Raw genomic sequence first — 2,810 nt, forward strand, 5'->3', positions numbered from 1 at the left:
ATGCTTGTAAGACCTGACATCAGCTTGTTTTTACCATAACAAATATATAGTGCTTTGTTAACGTCTAGACGTAGTCAAATCGTGGCACAATCGTAACTGTAACAATGTGTTAGTGAGTTATTAATGAGAGGCTAGCCAAATCCATTTTTATTACTTTTTACGGCGACCACTACGAAACACAAATGCATCATCATAAAAATGAGAATCTTCATTCTCGGCCCAAAAATGCGGCACGCCTAAAATAGGCAATGGCGATAAATGACGCGGTGTGACTGCGTCCTTTGATAATAATTCATTCATATAATCAGCCAATTTATCATCCAAAAAGGCGATGCGCTGCTGCGTTGACAAGGCAAAGAAATCTTGGCTGACGTTGATGACCACACTATGCGCGCACAAGGGCTTACGCGGCGCTATCAATTGCTCAAGGAGGGCATGACCAAAAATATAAACCGCCGCTTGCATGTTTGGACTAGGACTTGTAGGGTCATCCCACTGCATGCGCGGCTGTACCAAACTGCCTTGCCAGTCAAAGCCAATCAACGCCTCGCCAATACTAGGATTGGCAGTGACCAATACCGCGCCGTTTTCATCAAACACAGTGATGGTATCGCGCACCCGCCCTCGACTATCACCGACCCCTTGCTGCTCAATTTCAAGCATATGATAGTGGTTTAGCAAGGCTTTGGTCTTAGGAAACGTCAGCCAAATACTGCCGTTAAATAAGTCGTGTAAGTTATCACGCGTCGGGATATTGCCCGTACTGCCGATAAAACTTTCGTAAGCCTCGCCCTCTGGCAACGCCTCTTGTGAGACAAACTGTAAAGTCTGCGCCTTATGGTTATATGCAGGCTTGGTGTGCGGCAGTTGCTGCTGCACGTCAGCTGCCTGCTGATGCAATGCGGTATTTAATACTTTCGCGATGATGTCTGGCGTGTTTTGGGTACGGCTGATATCAAGGGCTTGAGTTTCAGGAGCAGAACTTTGAGTATCAGCGCGCTCCATGCTCAAGCTTTTTGTCGCACTAAGCTGAGTGATGGCTTGGCTAATGGCATCTAACTGCTGCACATGACCAAGCCACGGCGCACGCCAGTTAATCTGGGCAAAACTGTCATCAAGTCTGCTTGCCGCTACGGCTGACGCCTGTACAGGCGAATCGTTCGGCAAAGGCTTGTCATGGCGCGCATCTGAGCGATGCAAAGGAGGCAGGTTACTGGCAGTCATATCAAACTATCTCTCTTGGGCAATGGGCAGCTTATGGTATCATGGTGCGCTTTTTTACGGCTAGACGGGCAGCTTGAAACGTTGTGTTCGCGCGCTATTTATTGATGAGTTTTTATGGCAAATTTTAACACCCACTTAAATGTTGCATTTATGGTCAGCGGTACACTGAGCTTAACGGTCTATAAAGCGGGGCTGGTTGATGACTCTGGGTTTTTGATGTGTGCGGCGCTCGGTACTATCGGCGGCCTTTTGCCAGACTTGGACTCAGACAACTCAACACCGATTAAGCTTGGCTTTAACCTCATCTCTTTTGTCTTCGCTTTTGGGCTGGTGATGCATTGGCGCGGTGAGCTGAGCCTATTGGCATTGATGGTGTTATGGCTGGCAGGCTATGGTTTTATGCGTTATGTGGTGTTTTATGTTTTTACCACGATGACGGTGCATCGCGGCGTTATCCATTCTGTGCCTTATATGGCGATATTGGGCTTGGCGCTGACGTATTTAAGCCATGATATTTTGCACCTGCCCTTAACGGTGAGCTGGTTTTATGGTTTGTTTTTATTTGGCGGCGCGATGGTGCATTTGGCTCTAGATGAGTTGTATAGCGTCAATTTGTCCAATATGAAAATGAAGCGCTCGTCGGGTACGGCGATGAAGTTTTATCAGCATAAAGACAAATGGTGGTATTTGCTGCTATACGTTATTTTGGCATTATTGTTATATATAGCGCCGCCGTTTGACACCTTTTGGCAGCAGGTCAGTGATCCTGCAGCTTGGGCAAAGCTTAAGCTCGGTCTATGGCCAGAATTGATAAAAGGCTGGCTAAGTTAAGGCCGCCTCTACCAGCAAAAAATGATAAATAATGAGAGTACACTATGTCGACTTCTGCCGCCCTCCAAACCTGCCCTTGCCAAATCAACCCCGCCTCAGAGACCGCCACCGCGCCCCTACTTTATAAAGACTGCTGTCAACCTTATCATGACAGCGTTTTAAATAAAGAAGTGAATAAAGAAGCGGATAAAACTGACGGCGTACAGGCAGAAACAGCGGAGCGTCTGATGCGCACGCGTTATAGTGCTTTTATGCTTATCAAGCCAGAATACATCGTCAAAACCACACTACCCGCGCAGCAAAGCTTGCTAGATGTGACAGCAATTGAGGAATGGGCCACTAAGACCGATTGGGCAGGATTAGAGGTTGTAGAACACAGAGCAAAGCTTGGCAAACGGCACGCGCAGGTCGAATTTAAAGCTTATTTTAGAACGCCTGATGGCTTGCAAGCGCATCACGAGTTGTCTGCCTTTGTAAAGGTAGTGAATAATACCCATCATGATACGCGTTGGTATTTTCTCGACCCGACCGTTCCTATGTCTGTCACCCAAAAGCAGCCGTGTATTTGCGGCTCGGGTGAGAAGTTTAAGCGCTGTTGTGGATTATATAGTTAATTCACTGTAAAACCGATACAGTGCCTGCCAGCGCTATATAGTTAGCTGAATGTAAAACTGTTATGGATTTAAACGCGCTACTGGTATAAATTTTACTTGCGTGCTGCGTTCCCAGAGGCTGCGCAAAATTCATCCCAGTAG

The 2,810-nt window shown here is 46.9% G+C and carries 3 protein-coding genes; 2 read left to right on the forward strand and 1 reads right to left on the reverse strand.

The window, feature by feature from the left end; all coding sequences use genetic code 11:
• Window positions 1–150: 150 nt before the first annotated feature.
• Window positions 151–1,224, reverse strand: a complete 1,074-nt coding sequence (locus tag J3491_RS11835) for a DUF3025 domain-containing protein (protein ID WP_207970348.1) — start codon at window positions 1,222–1,224, stop codon at window positions 151–153.
• A gap of 114 nt (window positions 1,225–1,338) precedes the next feature.
• Here J3491_RS11835 and J3491_RS11840 point away from each other — a divergent pair, with 114 nt between their 5' ends.
• Both J3491_RS11840 and J3491_RS11845 read left to right on the forward strand, forming a co-directional pair.
• Window positions 1,339–2,055, forward strand: a complete 717-nt coding sequence (locus J3491_RS11840) for a metal-dependent hydrolase (RefSeq protein WP_207970349.1) — start codon at window positions 1,339–1,341, stop codon at window positions 2,053–2,055.
• Between the two features lie 44 nt (window positions 2,056–2,099).
• Complete coding sequence (locus J3491_RS11845; RefSeq protein WP_207970350.1) at window positions 2,100–2,669, forward strand: YchJ family protein; 570 nt, start codon at window positions 2,100–2,102, stop codon at window positions 2,667–2,669.
• The last annotated feature ends 141 nt before the right edge of the window (window positions 2,670–2,810 follow it).

This window comes from Psychrobacter halodurans (assembly GCF_017498075.1).
GTDB lineage: Bacteria > Pseudomonadota > Gammaproteobacteria > Pseudomonadales > Moraxellaceae > Psychrobacter > Psychrobacter celer.